Origin of the sequence: Candidatus Williamhamiltonella defendens, from assembly GCF_900699045.1 — a bacterium.
GTDB lineage: Bacteria > Pseudomonadota > Gammaproteobacteria > Enterobacterales > Enterobacteriaceae > Hamiltonella > Hamiltonella defensa_A.
This window is the reverse complement of sequence record NZ_CAADHL010000001.1, coordinates 172,134-192,516: the sequence shown is the minus strand read 5'-3', so window position 1 is coordinate 192,516 and position 20,383 is coordinate 172,134. Positions and strand designations below refer to the sequence as shown.

Genomic DNA, 20,383 nt, shown 5'->3' with positions numbered 1-20,383 from the left:
AAATAGGTTTCTATGTTGCTATTAATAGAGAATTACGATTATTTTACTTACAATTTATATCAATATTTTGTGAATTAGGCGTTGATGTATTAATCAAACGTAACAATGAAGTAAAGCTTGAAGATATTGAGCGGTTAGCGCCGAAATATTTACACATTTCTCCTGACCACTGCACACCTCTGAAGCAGGGATTGCATTAGCTGAGATACAGCATTTTCGGGCAAATTACCTATTCTAGGTGTCTATTTTGGATATTAAGCATTGGCGCAATCTTTCGGAGCTCGCATCTCCAAAGCCAGAAAAATAATGCACGGTAAGATAAGCTTGATTCAACACAATCATCAAGGCGTTTTGCAGCGGTCACCCATTAACGGTGACTCGATATCATTCACTAGTCGTTGAAACAGATTCTTTACCTGAAGATTTCAAATTAACATCTCGGACTGAAAAAGAAGGCCGTATGGATGAAATCATGGGTATCCGACATCGTACTTTACTCTTAGATGGGGTACAATTTCATCCTGAAAGCATTTTTAGTGAAAATGGTTATCAATTATTAAAGAATTTTTTAAATGGACTACGGGTACGATGATAAAAAAATCTCCTCATTTTCATCTTTCATTATTACATCCTCGTTATTGGCTTACTTGGTTTGGCGCTGGGTTTCTTTATCTTTTAGTATGTCTTCCTTACCCCATAATTTATCATTTAGGGAGATGTATTGGACGTTTATCTATGTATTTTCTTAGACGTCGAGTCAATATTACCTTTCGTAATCTAGAACTTTGTTTTCCAGAAATTTCTCTAACTGAGCGCCAAAAAATAGTCAAAAAAAATTTTGAATCCTTAGGAATAGGTCTGCTTGAATCGGGAATGGCTTGGTTTTGGCCAGATTGGCGTGTCAAGCATTGGAGTCGCTTGATTGGTTTAGAATGTATTGAGAAAGTACAAAAAAATAGACAGGGGATATTATTAATAGGTGTACATTTTCTGACGCTAGAATTTGCCGCTCGCATTCTTGGCCTGCACAAACAGGCTATTGGTGTTTACCGGCCGCACAATAATAAAGTGATTAATTGGATCCAAATTTATGGCAGGACAAGATCTAATAAAGGGTTGATAGACAGAAATCATATAAAAACAATGATTCTTTGTTTAAAAAAAGGTGAGATACTTTGGTATCTTCCAGACCATGATTATGGTCCTCGCAGCAGTGTTTTTGTCCAATTTTTTGCAGTTGAACAAGCGGCTACCACCAGGGGTACTCATCTGTTACTCAGTAAAGGGAGTATAAATTGTGTGCCTTACCATCTTGTCAGATTACCTGGCGCTAAAGGCTATAGAATGGTCATATCGCATGCATTGAACAATTTTCCACTTCAAGATGAAACTGAAACCGCTACTTCTATGAATAAGGTTATTGAAAACATCATTCAAAAGGCGCCGGAACAATATATGTGGCAACATAGGCGCTTTAAAACAAGGCCTAAAGGCGAGGAATCATTATATTAGCCTATTCTAAGGACCTAATATAGGTTACAGGTCTATTAAAAACTATCGCCACCACTTAAGCTGAGTTTTTTAAGAAAGAAATATCGAACCCGCAGTGCTATCGAACGTTTCTTTGGTAAGATAAAGAACACAAAAGATTCAGTTTGCGCTTCGATAAACTCGATGTCATCTTCTTTTCTTTGCGTAGCTATCACTTGTCGTAATGTCTTTCAGTGACTTTTTTAACAGTGCCATATAAAAGATATTGATAACAGCCATCTTTCAATATCGGCCTGGCGAGTCAAATCTTGTTTTGAAGTACTGACACTTTCATAGATCATTCAGCTCCCTCAGCAGGAGAGGGTTCATGTAAAGTTTTAAACGCCCGAAATTCACTTCTTCTAGTATTCCGATTTTTACCAGTTGCCTAAAATAAAGCGATGCTGTTTGCCGTTGTGCAATCCACGCATTCAGCATATTTTTATTCTGCAGTAGGGTTGCATGAACAGCATATTAAGAAGTTCGTAGGTATAAATTTTGAGGAGCTTTTCCTGTACATATTACAGGGTAAAATAATCAGCGCTCTGATTGAGGCAATCTTTTTTTGTCCAGACAGCAGAAACCGTCTTAACTTTCAGAATGTATTACATCCATTTTTTCTGCTCTCCATATTTAATCACGCGGCGCAGATAAAGTGTAATACTTATTACTGTTTGCAAGAATGTGGGCAGGGAAAGCAGTCTCACTGCTGAATTAGATAAAGAATATTCAAGGTTCGCCCTGTACGTCCGTTACCATCATGGAACGGGTGAATGCTTTCGAAATGCTAATGTGTTATGGCTATCTTAATAAGTGGGTCAATATCGTTTTGTTCATTAATAAACTGCCCCCAGTTTGATAGTAACGTGCGAATCTTCTCTGCTCCTTCCGGATAGGTAGAATATACAACGTCTATATACTGATCGCAAAAACAGTGCCAGAAGTCTTTCTTACATCGGTTTCGACTGCCCGCATTTTGGTATAAATCTGCATTGCGTTCGTGACATATAACGGATACGTTTTCAGTAACTCAGATTACTCATACATCGACGTACGATATAGAGGATCCTCTTTAGTGGCCTGATCAGTCCGTTCAACATATTGAAAAAGCTGATCGCTTGTAGTGACGATATTTTCGATGCGGGACGAATCTTTTGCTTTCAGGATCGGGAGAATATTCACCAGTAATTACTGAGCAAGCATTACTGGTCCGCAGATTTTAGCTCTGCTAGCTCGTGGATATGGGCTCTTAGTACTGCTGTTGTTTCGATCGTTTCTGAGTCAGACGGAAACGATGGGAGTTAGTCAAATGGGTTATCTGGGTTGAATGACATGTTTTAAAAAAACCGATTTTATAGAAATTTAGGATCACATCGATATATCTACATTTTTTATTTTTTAAACATTTATGGTGACTGATAAATGGGCAATTTGTGTATAGTTAATTTGGCCATCGTAAATGAGGTGGGCAAAAATGGCGATTAATGATGTAAGTTGGATTCGCGGATCTAATGCAGCAATACGCAAACAGGTATCTAAAAAATATTATCACGAAAATAAGCGATAAAGTTGCACATCCATTGCGAGGGTTGAAATGGACTTTTCAACTTTAGAAAAGTCCTCTACAAGATCTTAGCAAAAAATTACTCAGGAAAAGGCCGCTTTCTGTAAATAGGGAAGATGATTAAAAGAATCAGAGTTTTGTTTACAGTTTTATTTATATGCACAGTAAGTTGATTAATGATAAAAACTGGCTTGCCAATGAATGAATTATATGAAATAAGGGTCCTGAGTAAAAAGAGATAGCGTTCTTGATTAATTGTGGTTTTTGAGCAAGAACTTTTAGGCAAGAACGTAAGTGTTTTAGATTACTTCCCTTCAGATGCTTCTCTTACTGCCTTCAGCAGATAAACGAGGCTTGTTTTTTTGATTTTAAATACCCGTGATTGAGCTAAATAATTTCAAGGAAATTTTTAAGATAGTAAAAATTAAAGGTACAGTTAAGTGATTCAACGAATCTAAAGGGGTCTGCTTTATTACTTTATCAGATGGTAGCAAGGACGTATTTTTTTATTTTTCTGCAATTCAAGCTAACAGATTGAAAACTTTAGCAGAGGGTTAAAATTTCGAATTTGAAATGCAGGATGCTTAAAAAGAATCATCCGAAATTAATGATATCGAGACGATCCTCCGAATAGGAGGGGCGTTCAAGGCAGCTCCTATGCCGCCATGAATAACGGGTCCATGCAGTCACTCATACCTTCGACTTATAAAACGTCACTTTCTAAACCTAAATGTCGTCTTGGCCTAAGAGATATTTTAACCAAGGATTCAAAGCAACAATCATTTTGCCGTGAGCTGAAATTAAATTTTGTCTTTCTAATGTTTTTAAAGCCTGCCCAACTATTTAACGAGTTCACGAGAAAAACCTGCCATTTGCCAATTTCTAGACGAGTGCTTTTAGTTTGCATCTTACAGGGATAAAGCATGGCATCGGGTTAAAGTGCGAGTTTTATCAATGTTTGCCTAACACGTATCGCCACATCTAAAAATGCCAGTTCTCCTATTTTTTTGATGTCGTTTTCAATTGACATGCCATATATGCGGATAAACGAATTAATATGTTAGGATTAATTTAGACAAGGGTTTGAAATTTTTTATAAGAAATTTCAGCTAATTCAGAGGAGGGTTTCACTCGTATTCAAGTACATTTAGGTTGAGCGGATAAAATAATTTAATCTCCCCAATAAAATTTCTTAGATTTAAATGAGGCAATACGATTTTTCACCATTTTAAGACTTCATCAGGGATGATGAGAAAACCTTGTGCAATATAATAAAGTGTTTCAGATACACAATCTTCACTTACAAGATTGATTTTCGGCGGATATGTACGAATATTGCAATGAGAAAGAAACTATTCAAAAGTTGAATCTATCGTAATTGATGCCTTAAATATGTGCTTAGGCGGCCGTTCAGAAGTTGTAATGGTGAGTTTGGGAGCTCTTCGCACAAATATGTGCGCCCGCTTTTCTCTAAAGGATAAGAGTTTGGCGATGCAATGGTTAAAAAATCAAGAATGTTTTCTGTGCCGCACTATTAGTGCTGATGGACGTTCTCTAGGATTTATCAATGGCACACTTGTTCTTCTATCGCAACTACAAGAATTAGTCTAGCTTTTATACAGATTTGCGGCTAGCATACCGATCACTGTTTGCTGAAACGGGACCATCATAAACAATTATTGGATGCGTATTCAGCAGAGCATAATTTATTCATAAAGATGGAAAATGCGTATGAAACCTGGCATAACAGTTGCCGCCGATCGGCCGAACGAAAGAGAAAAGTGGTGGAAAATGATGCCCGTCATTAACTTTTGGAATATTACCTTAAAAAACTCAATGGATTGCATCCAAAGCAAGAAGAGTAGGAAACAATAGAAGCGGAGCATAAACATTTATCGGATAGAGCTCAATTATTGAAAATGAGCCAAGAAGTTTTACAAGGGCTGTGTGAAACTAAACAGCAGAGTATTATGAGTCAGCTTTATTTTTCTCAAAAACAGATGATAGAATTAAGTGCTATGGATCATTACTTTAATGATTTATTAAATATGCTTAAAGAAGCGATCATTCAAATTAAAGAAGTCAGTGATGAAATCCGTCATTACAGTCAAAAATCAATATAGAACCGAATTTCTTAGCATCATTAGAGCAACAGTTATCTAATTATTTAGATTTGGCTCGTAAATATCATGTTTCTCTAGAACGTTTAGCAGATCAATATCAACAATTATTGGATGAAAAACAATAATTAATTGAGCAAAATCTAGATCAGGAAGATCTTCTTCAAGTAACAGAAAAACAGTATCAGCAAGTATTAGAAATAGCCCATGAATTACATGAAAAACGGCAATTTTATACTAAAGAGCTGTCTGCCTTAATCACTAAAATATGCGAAACTTGGCGATGCCTATGCAAAATTCAGTATTGAGACCTATTTTGATTCCAAACACCTCAATATTTATGGTGCGACTCGTGTTAAATTTTTGTCACAATGAATCCATGTCAACCATTACAGCCCCTGATTAAGGTGGCTTCGGGAGGAGAAATATCACGGATTGCCCTGGCAATGACGTTAAGTACTGCGCGTAAAATCGAAACCCCTGCTATCATTTTTGATGAAATAGATGTGGGTGTCAGTGGATCTACAGCGGCTTTAATGGGTCGCTTGTTGCGGCAATTAGCTGCCTCAAGACAGGTACTCTGTATTACTTATCTTCCACAGGTTGTCGCTTGTGACATCAACATTTTTTATTTAAAAACAAAGTGATACAATAGAAACAGATATTTATGTTCATTTGTTAGATAAAAAGACGCGTTTAGAAGAGATGACACGTCTTCTTGGACAAGGACAAATAACAAAAAATACACTGGCGAATACAAAAGAATCACTTGTTATGTAAAACTCTTTTCAAGAGAATCAGCCACACTATCATTACTATTAAGGAATCTATGACCATGTGCTTTAAGATGCTGATCCACCTCATTTTGTTTTTTATAATATTTGTTTCAGGTTGTTCTCGATTGAATCAATGGGTTTGTAAACCTGATATTAATCAAGGAAATTACTTATCTCTGAATGAGGTCAATAAAATTGATAAAGGAATGACACAAAACGAAGTGATTTCTACATTAGGAAGCCCTATGTTGACAGACCCTTTTGGTACTCAAACTTGGTTTTATATCTTTCGTCAGCAGATAGGGCATGAAAAAGTAAAGCAACAAACTTTAACTCTTAAATTTAATCAATCAGGTCAATTGATTGATATTAAAAATCATATAGCGTAAACATTTTCATTCAAATTCCACCCTGATTTTAGATCGGGTATTGACAGAAGCTTTAATGGCGCATTTGATCGGTTTCAATCAGCCATGAAGTTCATTCGTGGTCTACATAATATTCGGCCAGAAAACCATGGTTGCGTGCTGAGTATTGGTAATTTTGATGGCGTCCATAGAGGGCATCAAGCATTGCTGGCGCGTTTGAAACATGAGGGGCAGAAACGGCACTTGCCTACTATGGTCATGATTTTTGAGCCTCAGCCATTAGAGTTTTTTTCACCTGAAAAGGCCCCCTCGCGTTTAACTTATTTAAGGGATAAATTGAAGTATTTGAGTCAAATTAAAATAGACTATGTATTATGCGTCAAATTTGACCCATTTTTTGCTGCTTATACAGCAGATGATTTTATCGCCGAGTTTCTCATTAAACAGTTAGGAGTTCATCTTTTAGTCGTAGGGGATGATTTTCGTTTTGGTAAAAAACGTCAGGGTAATATCAAACTATTAACACAAGCCAGCAAAAAAATTAATTTTCAGATCATCAGCATAGAAGGCTTTTTCTATAAAAACCTTCGTATTAGCAGCACGGTTATCCGTGAAGCGTTACAAAAGGATCAGTTGACTCTTGCAGAAGACTTACTCGGTCATCCTTATTGTATTTCTGGTCGAATAGTGCATGGCGATAAACTTGGGCGCAGGCTTGGGTTTCCTACCCTTAATTTACCTTTAAAGTCCTCACGCATGCTACTTAAAGGTGTTTATGTCGTTAAAGTATATGGCTTAACATACGAAGTCTTGCCTGGTGTGGCAAACATCGGCAGCAGGCCGACTATTTATGGTACTTGTCAGCAAATTGACGTACATGTGCTGGATTTCTCTATGGAAGTCTATGGCCGTTACGTTGAGATTGTATTTCATCAAAAGTTACGTAATGAGCAACGTTTTACTTCACTTGATGCGCTCAGACAGCAAATTACGCTTGACGTGCTTTCAGCTAGAACCTTTTTTAGTTGAAGCTAAAATATAAAATTTAATTTTTTATTGAGAATGGAATAAATCACATGAGTCATAAAAATAACTATAAAGATAGCCTTAACTTGCCAGTAACAGACTTCCCAATGAGGGGAAATTTAGCCCAGCGCGAACCTGAGATGCTCAAACGCTGGGAAAATGAAAATTTATTTGCCCTTATTCGCGCCGCTAAAAAGGGCAAAAAATCGTTTTTATTACACGATGGCCCTCCTTATGCGAATGGGGACATTCATATTGGTCATGCCATCAATAAAATTCTTAAAGACATCATTATAAAATCAAAAGGGATGTCGGGTTATGACGCACACTATATCCCTGGATGGGATTGTCATGGATTACCGATTGAATTAAAAGTAGAACAATTTCTCGGAAAGGCCAATGAAAAAATCAGCTTGCCCGAATTTCATGCAGCCTGTCGCGAATATGCGTCGGAACAAGTGAACAAACAGAGAAAAAGTTTTATTCGACTGGGCGTTATAGGTGACTGGGATCACCCTTACTTAACGATGAATCACCAAACAGAAGCCAGTATTATTCGTGCTTTCAGCAAAATTATCGAAAATGGTCATGTTTACAAAGGGATTAAGCCGGTTTATTGGTGTACAGATTGTACTTCTTCTTTGGCAGAAGCCGAGGTGGAATATTATGATAAAACCTCTTTATCGATCGATGTCCGTTTTCTTGCAGTCGATCCCAAAGCCGTTGTCGCTCGGTTTGGTGTTGATTCTGAAAGTACCTCTGTTTCTGTCATTATCTGGACCACTACCCCCTGGACTTTACCTGCAAATCGAGCGATTACTCTTCATCCAGAGGTGACTTATCAACTGGTACGCATGGCCGATGACTATTTTATTCTAGCAGAAGATTTAATAGAAACGGTGATGTGGCGGGTTTTTAAACAAAATCGAGAAAAAGAATGGCAAGTGATCAGCCAGTGCTCAGGTGGGGATTTGGAGCATCTGCGCTTTAAGCATCCTTTTATGGATTTTGATGTGCCCATCATTTTAGCAGATTATGTCACAGTAGAGGTAGGAACCGGTGCCGTACATACCGCCCCGGCACATGGGCCAGATGATTTCATGATCTGTCAAAAATATGGGATTAAAACCTTCAATCCTGTCGGGCCCGATGGCTGTTATTTACAAAATACCGATCCAAGATTAGATGGCCTTTTTGTGTTCAAGGCAAATGACGTTGTGCGCGAGATTTTACGCGACAACCGCACACTAATGCATGATGAACAATTAGTGCATAGTTATCCTTGCTGCTGGAGACACAAAACGCCTTTGATCTTTAGATCCACATCGCAATGGTTTATCAGCATGGTAAAGCAGGCTTTACGTAAAAAAGCATTATCAGTAATTCAAAAAGTCAAATGGATCCCTCATTGGGGTCAGGCTCGCATTGAATCCATGGTGAGCAATCGTCCAGATTGGTGTATTTCTCGTCAACGTGCCTGGGGTGTGCCTATGTCTCTTTTTATTCATAAAGAAACGGAGGCCTTACATCCGCGAACTCACGAATTAATGGAAGAAGTCGCACAAAGGGTCGAAAAAGAAGGCATTCAAGCCTGGTGGAATATATCGCCAGAGGAAATGTTAGGTGAAGAAGCGGCCTCTTATATCAAAGTGCCGGATACTTTGGATGTTTGGTTTGATTCTGGTTCTACGCATTCTTCTATTATAGAGGCTCGTTATGGGCTTAATACAAATATTGATATGTGCTTAGAAGGATCTGATCAGCATCGCGGCTGGTTTATGTCTTCGCTGATGTTGTCTGCCGCAATGAAAAACAAAGCGCCTTATAAAGAAGTGTTAACGCACGGTTTTGTGGTCGATGGTCAAGGGCGAAAAATGTCTAAATCTATTGGCAATACAGTGGCGCCTCAAGATGTAACCAATAAGCTGGGTGCAGATATATTTCGACTTTGGGTAGCCTCAATGGATTATACAAGTGAAATGGCGGTTTCAGACGAAATACTGCAGCATTCTGCGGATGCTTATCGCCGTATTCGTAATACGGCGCGTTTTCTTTTAGCTAATTTAAAGGATTTTGATCCTGCAACAGATTTAGTGTCTCCAGATGACATGGTCATGTTAGATCGTTGGTCTGTGAGCTGCGCGGCACATACCCAAGCCGATATCATTAAAGCTTATGAACATTACGATTTTCATTTTGTGGTACAACGTTTAATGCAGTTTTGTTCCGTCGAAATGGGATCTTTTTATCTCGATATTATTAAAGATAGACAATATACCTTTAAAAATAACGGATTAGCTCGCCGTAGCGGTCAAACTGCATTATTCCATATTGCACACGCCTTGGTTCGCTGGTTAGCGCCCATCCTCTCTTTCACTGCGGATGAAATTTGGCAATATTTACCTGGTCATGGTTCGCATCGTGCAAAATATTCTTCTGTTTTTACTCAAGAATGGTATCCGCATTTATTGACCTTAGAGGAGAACAAAGATCCTTCTTATCCTCTAATGAATGATGCATTTTGGCGAAAAATATTGCGGGTGCGTAGTGAAGTGAATAAAGTTTTGGAAAAAGCGCGTAAAAATAAACAGATTGGAAGTTCTTTAGAAGCCTCAGTGACTTTATATGCTCAGCCCGAATTGGCAAGCGATCTGAATAGCTTACAAAAGGAGCTCCGGTTTGTATTACTCACTTCTTCTGTACGTGTTGCTGACTATAAAGAGGCAGATGACAAGGCACAAAAAACGGAACAATTGATGAACGAATTAAAAATCACGATCAATAAAGCACAAGGGGAAAAATGCCACAGGTGTTGGCATTACACGCAAAATATTGTTTTGGCAGACGAACAGAGTAAACTGTGTCCGCGTTGTGTGAGTAACGTAGCCGGTCCCGGTGAAGAACGTAAGTTTGCTTAAATGAATAAAATAAACCGTTCTATGGGTATAACTCAATTGTGTTGGTTGTGTCTCTCTGTCGTGGTAATAGTGTTAGATCTCGCCAGTAAATATTGGATCATTCATCATTTTGATTTATATGAAACACGGCCTTTGATTCCTTTTTTGAACATAACTTATGCTCAAAATACAGGGGCTGCATTTAGTTTTTTAGCAGACAGAGGCGGTTGGCAACGTTGGTTTTTTATTCTGATTGCTATTTTGATTATCGCTATTTTGATGAGATTGATGTATCGCTCAATAGAGAATAAATGGATAATTGCCGCTTATGCTCTCATCATTGGGGGTGCCCTTGGAAATTTATGTGATCGAATAGCGCATGGATTTGTGATCGATTTTATCGATTTTTATGTCAACCAATGGCATTGGCCTACCTTTAATTTGGCTGATTCTGCTATTTGCATCGGTGCTTTATTCATATTGTTAGAAGGATTTTTAAATCCAGCTTTAAAAAAACAGATCACTCAAAAAGAGAAATAAGATGTCATCAGTCGTCAAAAAGAGAAATAAGATGTCATCAGTCGTTCCAAATTCGAGCAAGAACAAAAACGAATATATTAAAGAAACAGTTCCTGCTTCATCATCTTCTGGTGTGAGTCAAATTAAATTCAATCAATATATTGACAGGATTTCCATCAAAAAAGACCATATTTGCAACAATAGCATAGAAAATCGGATAGAAAAAACAGTTCGGTCTTGCTGCATTTTATGCTGACTTTAGAAGATGGCTCTATCGTCGAATCTAGCCGTCTTTCGGGTAAACCTGCTTTATTTTGTTTGAGTGATCAAAGCTTATCTGACATGTTAGAAGTCGAATTATTGGGTTTAAAGGTCAGTGATAAAAAATTCACACTCCCTGCACTTGCCGCTTTTGGTAAAAAATCTTAATTTGATTCAATATTTTCTAGAGAGGATTTTTCAAATATAGGTCTACCTACAGTTGTGGTAGTCATCTTATTCACGGCTATTAATCGCCGTGAAATGCCTGGGATTGTGTATGAAGTGATGGTAGAGTCTATTAATGTGTATTTTAATCATCCTTTATCAAGACATTCTGTGAAGTTTGATATTAAAGTATTAAAAATTGATCCTAAAGACGGTAAAAAATGAAAATATTATTGGCTAACCCAAGAGGATTTTGTGCGGGTGTGTATCGTGCGATCAGCATTGTAGAAAGTGCGTTAAAAATATACGATCCAGTCATCTATGTGCGCCATGAGGTTGTCCATAATCGCTATGTTGTGGAAGATTTACGCAAGCGAGGGGCAATATTTATTGAACATATTTCACAGGTGCCGGATGGGTCCGTACTGATTTTTTCTGCTCATGGTGTTTCGCAGGTAGTCAAGGCGCAGGCCAAGGCACGTCAATTAAAAATACTGTTTGATGCCACTTGCCCCTTAGTCACTAAAGTGCATATGGAAGTGCTTCGTGCGAGCCGTAAAGGGCAAGAAGCCATTTTGATTGGGCACGCGGGGCATCCGGAAGTTGAAGGCACAATGGGGCAATATGATAACGCATCCGCAGGGATTTATTTGGTGGAATCTGTGGAAGATGTTCAGCAATTAAACGTCAAAGACGAAAATAACCTCTGTTTCATGACCCAAACCACCTTATCTGTTGACGATACTCTCGAGATCACTGCAGCGCTTCAAAAACGATTCCCTAAAATCATTGGGCCACGTAAAGACGATATTTGTTATGCCACGACGAATCGGCAGCAGGCAGTCCGTGCATTGTCAGAAAAAAGCGACATAATGCTGGTGGTCGGTTCAAAAAATTCCTCTAACTCAAATCGCTTAGCGGAGCTGGCCAAACGAATGGGAAAACCTGCTTATCTAATTGATTCTGATGCAGACATTAATGCTGATTGGTTAAAGAACAGTAAATATATTGGTCTGACAGCAGGTGCTTCGGCACCTGATGTGTTAGTGCAGAAAGTCATTCATACCTTGCAATCATTAGGTGCTGATGAATCAATTGAAATGATGGGCCAAGAGGAAAATATCGTTTTTGAAATACCCAAACAGTTAAGGATTCATACCACAGAAATCTCTTGTAGCTAGGTTCTAGCATTCGTTTTTTTCCCTGTAAAAAATTAGCTAGTAAAAATGGAGGCACGCCCACTTTATGCGATGAGTAGACGTATGCGTCAAGCAGTGATGTTCTTGATTCTCATTTGATTTACACGTTACAAGACAGAACTTATGAAAATTGCAAAACTATCTTCTATGCCACAGATTTTCATCATTTTTTTTTATCTTGCGCTTTATGTGATTATTTGGACATGTGCAGGTTATTTTTTGAATCTCAGTGTGCCTTATGATGTTGTTGAAGCATTAAACTGGGCCAATAACTTAGAATTTGGATCACCTAAAAATCCTTATATGGTTGGCCTGGTTATGTTTCCTTCACTATTGCTGAAAAAGTGGGTCGCCCTTGATCTTTACTGGTATGCCTCTCATTTTTTAGCGGGTTCTTTGGGTATGCTGGGGATTTGGTTGCTGGGGTTACGACTGTTTGGTCTTCCTGTCCTTGCTTTCTTTTCTTTAATGAGCCTGAATTTAACGGGCATTATTAATTTTGATATTCTTCCTTATAACGACAATTATTTACTGGTGATGTTTTGGCCTTATCTTTTTCTTTTTTTTATTAAAGCACTCTACGATCATCAAAAATATTGGTTGGTTTTGGCATTATGTTCTGGGTTAGCGGCAATGTCGAAATATTCTTCATTCTCTTTTTTACCCTTTATGTTGATTTCTCTTTTATTCACGACGGCAGGAAGAAAAGCATTTAAATATAAAGAATTCTATTCTTCTATATTACTTTTTATCTTGATCATAGCCCCCAATTTCATTTGGCTTTATCAGCATGACTTTGCTGCCTTTAATTGGGTTGAATCTCAAATAAAACCCGCATTAAATCTTACAGTTATCATTGCTTTTTTATGTGTGTTTTATCCTATTATCATGATTTTACTGATTTTATTGCCTTTAGGCGCAAAAATAGTGTATCCCAATACAGAAGAAAAAAAACATTTTGTCTTTATTTTTTTATCTCCTGTTTTTTGTATTTTTATTTATTTTCTGTTTAATCAAGGGGGTCGACTCACTGAGTGGATGCAACCTTTTGCTATATTAGCCTCATCACTAACATTGTGTTTTTTAAATGTGGATAAAATCAAAAAATGGCGAAATATAAATTTATCTTTATTATTTTTTTCTATATTAGTTTGCTCTGGTTACACCCTAGTCTTATATAAAAACATTAAAGGTGCAGGTAAAAAATTTTTTTATATAAAAAAAGTGAGCAACGAATTAAACCAATTATGGAAAAACGAATATCACACCCCTTTAAAATATGTAGGAGGGGGCTATTTATCTCAATGGTTGACTTTTTATTCCCCCGATTATCCTTTCATCACGACAAAATGGTCGAATGAAAACAAACCTAATATTTACAATGCGGATATTGCTCTGGATAAACTTCAAAGTTCAGGCGCATTATTTTTAAGTCATGCTGGAAAAAACTGTGAGACAGCTGATTTTAATGATGTCAAAAAAGATTATCCAAGTATTCATTTAACGAAAAAACTCGATTATCGTTTTACAACAGAAAAGGGAGAAAACATTCAAATATGTTTGGCATTTTTGGCGCCAAAAAATTAACACAAATATATCATTCTTTATTAAAACGCTCTATTAATAATAGCCATATTTTTTCTTAGGAACAGGGGAGATAAGTTATTATCGTAAGAAGCAGGTACCGGATTTAAAAATTCGGGTGTTTGTTTTTTTTGCCAACTCTCGCATACAATTCGTCTATTTGATTGTCTGTAAGTGGAGTGAACGTTATGTCTTCAGTAGGTTGTGTCTTTCCATTTTCCATCGCTTTTATTAGATTAGAAGGATCCTCATACATTCTTTTATTATCACAATAGTGAGGATCGCCGCTATGTTGATCATTCTTATGATAATTTTCTACGGGAGCGGCAGTGTTTTCTTCTGGGTTTTTTGGCGGATCTAAAACGGGCTCTTTTGTTCTAGCATATTGTTCTTTATTAAGATTTTTGAAAACTTGCCAGCATTCTTAAAGTAATTTTCTGAAGTCTTAGCTATAGAGATAATTTTATTATATTTGTCATCTGTTAATGAATAAGAACCTTTTTTGTTTGTGGTAGCATTTTAAAAATACTTCTCAAAAATTTACGAGATTGACGAAATAATTTTTTCGCATGAGATTTTGTTTTAACAACAGATAATGATGCGCTATGAGCGCTTTTATCTGTAAAAGCGTATTTGTTTGTTGGGTTTGTGTATTTTATTAGTCTAAATTCTATACTCATAATCGTATTTTCTCTTCTCTATTATAAAAAATTTTTAAAAACTTTGTTAAAATATTTTTTAAAAAGAATCAAAAAACGTTTATTGATGATATTTAAGACAAAATCATTTTTAAAAAAACTGAGCCATATTCAGATGAAAAAATAGGCAAAATTGAGCCGATGCCATTTTTGAATATGCCATCACCGTTGGCGGCTGAGGTTAACAAGGGATTTTTTGAAAAATCAGATAAAAATGTTGGTAATCGCGCCTTCATGGGTGGGGGATATGATGATGTCTCACAGTTTGTATCGTACGCTGAAAGTGCGTCAACCCCCTGCAATAATAGATGTGATAGCGCCGGAGTGGTGCCATGCCTTACTGTTAAGGATGCCAGAGGTGTCGCAGATATGGACGATGCCCATCGGTCACGGTCAGTTGGCGCTTTTTAAGCGGCGACGTCTTGGTATTCAATTACGTTCTGAGCGTTATCAACGCGCGTATATATTACCTAATTCATTTAAATCGGCGTTGATCCCTTTTTTTGCACATATTCCGCATCGGATTGGGTGGCGTGGTGAAATGCGATACGGCCTGTTAAATGATTGTCGAATATTAAACCCCGCCGCATTCCCGATGATGGTGCAACGTTATGTGGCACTCGCTGATAATATTGCTGATATAAAAACTCAAGCGTTATCAGCGGCCCATTTACCTCAACCTTTTCTACGGCCTTATTTGCAGGTCACAGAAAAAGCAGTGGCAGAGGTCAAAGCAGTTTTTTCATTAAAAAATGACACACCGCTGATAGGGTTTTGCCCAGGGGCCGAATTTGGCCCAGCAAAACGTTGGCCTCATTATCATTATTCGGCTTTGGCGCAAACCCTCATTGAGAAGGGGTATCAGATCGTTTTATTGGGATCGGCAAAAGACAAAGAAACAGGGTGCAAGATAATATCGGCACTCAACCAAAAAGCGAAAGAATACTGTCATGACTTAATTGGCCACACATCGCTTGCACAGGCAATCGACCTGATTGCAGCCTGTAGCGCGATAGTAACAAATGACTCAGGTTTAATGCATATCGCGGCGGCTTTAAATCAGCCATTGGTCGCGTTGTATGGGCCGAGTAACCCTGATTTTACGCCCCCTTTATCCCCAAATGCCCAAGTTATTCGTTTGATCAGCGGCTATCATAAAATTCGAAAAGGCGACGATTCGGAGGGGTATCATGACAGTTTAATTAGGATTACACCCGAGCAAGTAATGGCCAATTTGCAAACATTGTGTGATGCTGCTCACCCTGATGAAGCACAGGAATAAAATCGATTAATGCAGGTTTTATTAGTCAAAACTTCCTCTATGGGCGATGTTTTACACACCTTACCTGCGCTTACAGAGGCCATGAACGCGCATGAAAAAATTTGTTTTGATTGGGTCATCGAAGAGAATTTTGTTCAAATCCCCACATGGCACCCAGCCGTAGACAAAGTCATCCCAGTGGCCATTCGGCGTTGGCGGCAACACTGGTTTCGCAAATCCGTACAGGCAGAGTGGGCGATTTTTAAACAAGCATTACAAAAAAAGCACTATGATGTGGTGATAGATGCCCAGGGTTTACTCAAAAGTGCAGCCTTGATCACGCGCCTTGCGTATGGCATCAAGCATGGGTTTGATCGCCAAAGTGCGCGTGAAGCTTTTGCTAGTGCGTTTTATCATCAGCGCCACCGGGTAGATAAAAACCAACATGCAGTCGAAAGGCTCCGTGATTTATTAGCGAAAAGTCTGGGCTATTCAAAATCGTCTTGGCGTGGTGACTATGCCATCAGTTCTGCATTTGTTTCGAAAAATAGGCCACATGATCCCTACCTGATTTTGATTCATTCAACAACGCAAAAGGCAAAGCATTGGCCTGAACTACATTGGCGAGCGCTGATTGAGGAAGTCATTAAAAGAAGCGCCCGCCTAAAAATAAAATTGCCCTGGGGGACGGAGCCAGAATATCAACGGGCCTGCCGTTTAGCTGAGGGTTTTTCTCAAGTTGAGGTATTACCCCATTGTGATTTACAGGCCATCGCCCACATTCTGACTTCCGCTCAAGCCGTGGTCTCTGTTGACACGGGTTTAAGTCATCTGGCGGCGGCGTTGGGTAAACCTAATCTCACTTTGTTTGGCCCAACAGACCCCCTATTGATCGGGGGCTATGGTGACCATCAAATGTCGATCGTTTCAGAGACAAAAAATATGGCCGATCTTTTTGTTGATGAAATCATGGCTGTTTTAAAACAACACATTTTGTAAATGTATTGTTTTTTATCCATGATACATCGATTTTTTCTTATGCTCAGCTAGATGTAAAATAGGTGTCATCATTACAATATCCGCATTTTCTTTTGATGAGCTCGTTTTTAAGCCTATTAAAGGGTCAGTGTGATATCTGTCTGTGGTGTGCAGGCTGCTTATTCTTCTTTCAGAAGAGACATCAATACTGAAGGTTTTATCTAGGCGGATCCAATCCCCGTCTAGGTCAATAAGTGGCACTCAGTTTATGCAGGTTTTTCATGAACAGCACGCCGACAGTGAATACTCCTTGGTTGTCAATCAGATCAAGCACATATTCTGGGCGAATATCTACTGTTATCACCGATTTGACGGCATTGTGCGCTTCTTTTAGGGCGTTGAGTGTGAAGATGGGGATAGATCCCGTGTGACTGCATTTTCTGAGTTGATATGGTGTAGTGGTTTAATGAGGTTTTGGGGTGTGGTGACCTGCTTATGGATTTCATCCGCTGGTTAGGATATCGGGATGCTGTGTTTATAGCGGTCAGATAGCTCTTCTTTTGAGGATTCTTCAGACGTGCTTCCGGTTTCGGCGCGGTTAATTTGTTGTTTCAGAGGGGGATGCTTTCGAGCGCTGATTTTCAGTTGCTCCCGCGTTCTCATCTTGCCGTGCATCAATGTTTTCTGCACGGTTATTTCAAAGGTATGAATCTGCAAAATTCATACAGAGTACTATTGTTAAATTCAATGACCCAATACGTTTACTCTTCTTTTGTGAATTTTAATAATTTACACCCCATGGGTGAATATAATTCTGGTTTTAATTGGGAGGGATAGAAAAAAGAATCAGAATTATATTCTCCTAATTTATTTTCACTATTTGTATAGTCAGAAAACCTCGCGCGATAGTCTCCTGTGGTCGAATCCAAATAAAGCACTATAAGTTGAATTTCGTCTGTAGCTATTTGACTTTCTCCGCCCTGTGTGTTTGAAGTGTTGCAGTAGTGAAGTTTTAGTATCAGTATCAGAATTTTTATCACTTTGATTGGTTTGACAACTTTTTTCAGTAACCTCACCTCTATCGTATTTTATTTTTACATTTAACGTTTCTCTATACGTTGATATCTCCCGTAACGGCAAAATAGTTGCCTTTCCAAATGAATGTATAATTTACATCTTGGGGCATTTTAGGAATATTTCTTTAAATTGTTTTCTTTTGTGCCCTGCCAGGGTGATATAATCCGTGAATTGGGTTGTTTTTGTTAATTGTTGATTATTAGGATCATACTCATTGGTTCTGAAGCTAAATGTATTATTAGTATAATGATGTAGATCAGTACTCTTCACTGTATGTTAGATGGAAATTCATTCCTGCATCGCTTTTATTCTTAAAGACTAAAATGGGTTTGTCATGATTCTTTTTGCAATCCCCGGCAGTGCCGATGTTGGTATGAGGATCAATTATGAGGCTCGGATTCGAGAAAGAAAATAGAGAGATTTTTTTTAATTTTTAATGGAGTACTACTGTTACTATTTGTGTTCCCTACCTTGTCTGTAAAGTGACTACGACTGAATAAATTTTGTCACCCTATAAACCGCCCATGCCGCTCCACTCTTTTAAGTGGTCTGTAATATGATTTATATTATCTATCTCATAAGTGCGCATATCAGTGCTATTTTGAATTTTAATTTCAATCTTATGAAGATCATCTGGAATATTCTTAATAACAAATTCTGGTTGTTTTTTGTGGTTTCTACTCGAGGATTTCTGATCCATGAGTTTTTCAGTTTGATCGGAGAAACATCGGGAGAGATGCTGTCGATTTTAATATCGACTTAATTTAACTTATTCCTTTAGAAGACATCCTTTGTAATACATCCTTATCGGTGACTGTCAATATATATGTACCATCAGATTGACGTTGGGTATCTCCACTATCCAATTTTTATTGGTATAATTTTTTTGGATAGCAGGAGCTGGGCTTAAACTTGTGTTTTGATTAATGAGCGTAGCTGTCATTTTAACATATGGGCATAACGAATTGTCATCCAGTTTGATTGTTAACTTCTTCTTGATAAAAACTACTGGCTTAATTCTCTGAATTAAAGGTTTCAACGGATACTGTGTATCTGCCTGTCACTAATCATTAGGAGTAAAGTTGAGTTTACCATTAATGCTCAACGAGAATTTTCCTGATGCAACTGCATTTACATCTCCATTTTGTTGATTCTCCCAATTGCCTAAATCATTTTTTTCAGCGATCTATTTATTTTCTTCTAAGTTTGTAACCCTGACCTCTACCTTTTTGATGAGATTACTTGCATTGTCTTTTAGAACAATATCAAACTTAGGGTTATGGGTACTTGTCCATTTTTCAAGAAGAGATTCATGAGAAGTAGTATTGCTGCCCTCAGAGAGGGTTATGTCGGGCTTATCTGATTTTCTTCTGGTATTGATGCTTAGCTATATCGTTTGCGATGGTGTAGATGTTTGTGCAGCGGCATTTATGACAAAAACTGAGATAGTATATTTTCCTGATGTCTAATCTTGGGCAGGGATGGCGATGATCTGAATTTTGCTAGCATGCAGATCGACATTCTTAATTATAAATATCGGTGTCTGACTTGCATTTAATCAAGGGTTTCATTAAGCTTATATATTAACTAAATTTTAGGGCGTGATACCGTTCCATAAAACTTAACCGTCAGCGCACTTGAATTCTTGATAGTATCGTTTGCTGACCAAAATTAAAATGTTTTGTTTTGGTATTTCCTTTACTCTTACTAGATTTTAGGAAGCTCAGGATTATCGGAATCTAATCAGTTTTCCGCGATACCCTTTAAGTATCGGTTTTAGTTGCATTTGATTGTTGATTGAGTGTGCATCAGTTCCGGTTTTACTATCAAGCTCGTTTGATATTAAAGGCAGGTTGTTTACCCTGCCTTTTCTGTTCGCGTTTTTATTCATACGACCGACTTCTAAAATACTTCTCAATTCTTTATGTAAAGATAACGAGGAATCCAAAGATATCTCTTTGTCAGCCTGAATGATTTGAGCCAAGACAGCCTGGGTGTTCACTTGAGTTAAAAAATCATCGATGGTGTCTTCGATTTGTTGAGAGGATTTTTTCACCTCCTTTGCTTCTCAGGCCACTTTTTGTGCTTAGGCTTTTTCTTTCTCCGGTTGCCGCATTGTGTATTTCAGCTCTTCTGCCTCAGATTTCTGTTGTTCAATCACTTTATGGTCTTTTTGATTCACTTAAAAAGTATCGACGTTTTTAAAGTTAATATTCTCAAGGTTGATCTGACTGACTAAGGTTTTCCCTTTGATAGTTGATATCTTTAAAGGTTACAGACAGTTGGCTATCTTTTAAGCTGGAATACAGCGCGCCATTGACAATCGTGACACTGCCTTAGTCTGAGGGTTAATGTCAGAT

The 20,383-nt window shown here is 38.0% G+C and carries 16 protein-coding genes and 4 pseudogenes; 14 read left to right on the top strand and 6 right to left on the bottom strand.

The window, feature by feature from the left end; genetic code table 11:
* Positions 1-12: 12 nt before the first annotated feature.
* Both CICURV3402_RS00955 and lpxL read left to right on the top strand, forming a co-directional pair.
* Positions 13-592, top strand: a pseudogene (locus tag CICURV3402_RS00955) (glutamine amidotransferase-related protein).
* On the top strand, positions 589-1,512 hold the full coding sequence (gene lpxL / locus CICURV3402_RS00950; RefSeq protein WP_187306885.1) for an LpxL/LpxP family Kdo(2)-lipid IV(A) lauroyl/palmitoleoyl acyltransferase: 924 nt from the start codon (positions 589-591) through the stop codon (positions 1,510-1,512). The pseudogene CICURV3402_RS00955 and the gene lpxL overlap by 4 nt, the downstream one beginning before the upstream one ends.
* Positions 1,513-1,821: 309 nt before the next feature.
* Here lpxL and CICURV3402_RS07435 read toward each other — a convergent pair.
* The 3 genes and pseudogenes from CICURV3402_RS07435 to CICURV3402_RS06295 all read right to left on the bottom strand — a co-directional run.
* Positions 1,822-2,039: pseudogene (locus tag CICURV3402_RS07435) on the bottom strand (Fic family protein); the annotation flags it as partial.
* A gap of 194 nt (positions 2,040-2,233) precedes the next feature.
* Complete coding sequence (locus CICURV3402_RS06300) at positions 2,234-2,305, bottom strand: Fic family protein (RefSeq protein ID WP_235667606.1); 72 nt, start codon at positions 2,303-2,305, stop codon at positions 2,234-2,236.
* Positions 2,306-2,565: 260 nt separating this feature from the next.
* Positions 2,566-2,712, bottom strand: a complete 147-nt coding sequence (locus CICURV3402_RS06295) for a Fic/DOC family N-terminal domain-containing protein (RefSeq protein ID WP_235667569.1) — start codon at positions 2,710-2,712, stop codon at positions 2,566-2,568.
* 796 nt (positions 2,713-3,508) lie between these two features.
* Here CICURV3402_RS06295 and CICURV3402_RS00940 point away from each other — a divergent pair.
* The 12 genes and pseudogenes from CICURV3402_RS00940 to rfaC form a co-directional block, all read left to right on the top strand.
* Positions 3,509-3,649: pseudogene (locus tag CICURV3402_RS00940) on the top strand (cold shock domain-containing protein); the annotation flags it as partial.
* 1,364 nt (positions 3,650-5,013) lie between these two features.
* Complete coding sequence (locus tag CICURV3402_RS00935) at positions 5,014-5,217, top strand: hypothetical protein (protein ID WP_158379488.1); 204 nt, start codon at positions 5,014-5,016, stop codon at positions 5,215-5,217.
* Positions 5,218-5,585: 368 nt separating this feature from the next.
* On the top strand, positions 5,586-5,861 hold the full coding sequence (locus tag CICURV3402_RS00930) for a hypothetical protein (protein WP_158379487.1): 276 nt from the start codon (positions 5,586-5,588) through the stop codon (positions 5,859-5,861).
* 188 nt (positions 5,862-6,049) lie between these two features.
* On the top strand, positions 6,050-6,379 hold the full coding sequence (gene bamE / locus CICURV3402_RS00925) for an outer membrane protein assembly factor BamE (protein WP_158379486.1): 330 nt from the start codon (positions 6,050-6,052) through the stop codon (positions 6,377-6,379).
* 84 nt (positions 6,380-6,463) lie between these two features.
* On the top strand, positions 6,464-7,387 hold the full coding sequence (gene ribF, locus CICURV3402_RS00920) for a bifunctional riboflavin kinase/FAD synthetase (RefSeq protein ID WP_158379485.1): 924 nt from the start codon (positions 6,464-6,466) through the stop codon (positions 7,385-7,387).
* Positions 7,388-7,434: 47 nt separating this feature from the next.
* On the top strand, positions 7,435-10,302 hold the full coding sequence (gene ileS / locus CICURV3402_RS00915) for an isoleucine--tRNA ligase (protein ID WP_158379484.1): 2,868 nt from the start codon (positions 7,435-7,437) through the stop codon (positions 10,300-10,302).
* Positions 10,303-10,821 (top strand): signal peptidase II, encoded by a 519-nt coding sequence (lspA, locus tag CICURV3402_RS00910; RefSeq protein WP_158379483.1) that lies wholly within the window; start codon positions 10,303-10,305, stop codon positions 10,819-10,821.
* Positions 10,822-11,049: 228 nt separating this feature from the next.
* Positions 11,050-11,451, top strand: a pseudogene (gene fkpB, locus CICURV3402_RS00905) (FKBP-type peptidyl-prolyl cis-trans isomerase).
* On the top strand, positions 11,448-12,407 hold the full coding sequence (ispH, locus tag CICURV3402_RS00900; protein ID WP_158379482.1) for a 4-hydroxy-3-methylbut-2-enyl diphosphate reductase: 960 nt from the start codon (positions 11,448-11,450) through the stop codon (positions 12,405-12,407). The pseudogene fkpB and the gene ispH overlap by 4 nt, the downstream one beginning before the upstream one ends.
* Positions 12,408-12,548: 141 nt before the next feature.
* Positions 12,549-14,012: a glycosyltransferase family 39 protein gene (locus tag CICURV3402_RS00895; protein WP_158379481.1), complete on the top strand. Its 1,464-nt coding sequence runs from the start codon at positions 12,549-12,551 to the stop codon at positions 14,010-14,012.
* Between the two features lie 903 nt (positions 14,013-14,915).
* Positions 14,916-15,989: an ADP-heptose--LPS heptosyltransferase RfaF gene (gene rfaF / locus CICURV3402_RS00890; protein ID WP_158379789.1), complete on the top strand. Its 1,074-nt coding sequence runs from the start codon at positions 14,916-14,918 to the stop codon at positions 15,987-15,989.
* Between the two features lie 9 nt (positions 15,990-15,998).
* A complete protein-coding gene (gene rfaC / locus CICURV3402_RS00885) occupies positions 15,999-16,967 on the top strand; it encodes a lipopolysaccharide heptosyltransferase RfaC (protein WP_158379480.1) in 969 nt (322 codons plus the stop codon).
* Positions 16,968-16,979: 12 nt separating this feature from the next.
* On the opposite strand, the gene CICURV3402_RS00880 is transcribed toward rfaC, so the two are convergent.
* From CICURV3402_RS00880 to CICURV3402_RS00870, 3 genes are all read right to left on the bottom strand, one after another.
* Positions 16,980-17,207 carry a hypothetical protein gene (locus tag CICURV3402_RS00880; RefSeq protein ID WP_158379479.1) on the bottom strand — a complete coding sequence of 76 codons (228 nt, stop codon included), beginning with the start codon at positions 17,205-17,207 and terminating at the stop codon, positions 16,980-16,982.
* A gap of 1,327 nt (positions 17,208-18,534) precedes the next feature.
* Positions 18,535-18,723, bottom strand: a complete 189-nt coding sequence (locus tag CICURV3402_RS00875) for a hypothetical protein (RefSeq protein ID WP_158379478.1) — start codon at positions 18,721-18,723, stop codon at positions 18,535-18,537.
* 1,029 nt (positions 18,724-19,752) lie between these two features.
* Entirely contained in the window at positions 19,753-20,079 is a 327-nt protein-coding gene (locus CICURV3402_RS00870; protein WP_158379477.1) for a hypothetical protein, read from the bottom strand.
* Positions 20,080-20,383: the final 304 nt, after the last annotated feature.